The 628-nt window shown below is 37.4% G+C and carries 1 protein-coding gene; it reads right to left on the bottom strand.

All coding sequences use genetic code 11. The annotated features are described in order from the left end of the window. Positions 1-65: 65 nt before the first annotated feature. On the bottom strand, positions 66-628 hold a 563-nt coding region (locus A3757_RS27070), incomplete at its 5' end, for a hypothetical protein (RefSeq protein WP_197470161.1).

The raw sequence follows: 628 nt of genomic DNA, 5'->3' as shown, positions 1-628 counted from the left end.
GAATATATATTTATTAAAGTTATGTAATGCTTGATTGGCCTTAGGGTGTTTGATTCAGTAAGTAGCTATTCGCACGCAGAGAAAGATAGGCTCTCTAATTTAGATTCAATATCCTGAAGCTCTAATTTGCGCCACAATCTTTCGTTTTTCCAGTAGTCAGGCCCGATTTCAGTCAGATGTTCTGTTAGAAGGTACATTAGGTTACTGGTCTTAGTTGGTCTGGCGGCAAAGTGATATCTATCCTGACGATCAATTGCATTACATATAGTATTGACGATACCGTCATCGTCACTAGTGCATTTTAGAATGCGAAGTTTGTTCTGATCAAACTTGTTCACAGAGCTTTCAATGCAGCCGCAGACCTCTAGTACGGAAAAATCTTTCAATAGTTCGGTTATTATTGAGGGCGGTTCCGTAAGCAAGTCCATTCCGATATCGAGGCTAGTTATTTTTTCTGCTAAAAAATAAAAAACTTCTCCGACCAATTCTTCTCTGATTATTTCTAAAATTGCATGTTGCTTTTCATCTATATCCGTAGATTGGATTTTGCTTATGAGCTCTTTTAACGAAAGATCGTCATTAGGGTAGTATGAGGTAATTCTGTAATCATCGTTTAGGTCAATGTAGT

The organism is Oleiphilus sp. HI0117, from assembly GCF_001635235.1.
The sequence above is the reverse complement of the archived record's forward strand: the minus strand, read 5'-3'. Positions and strand labels throughout refer to the sequence as shown.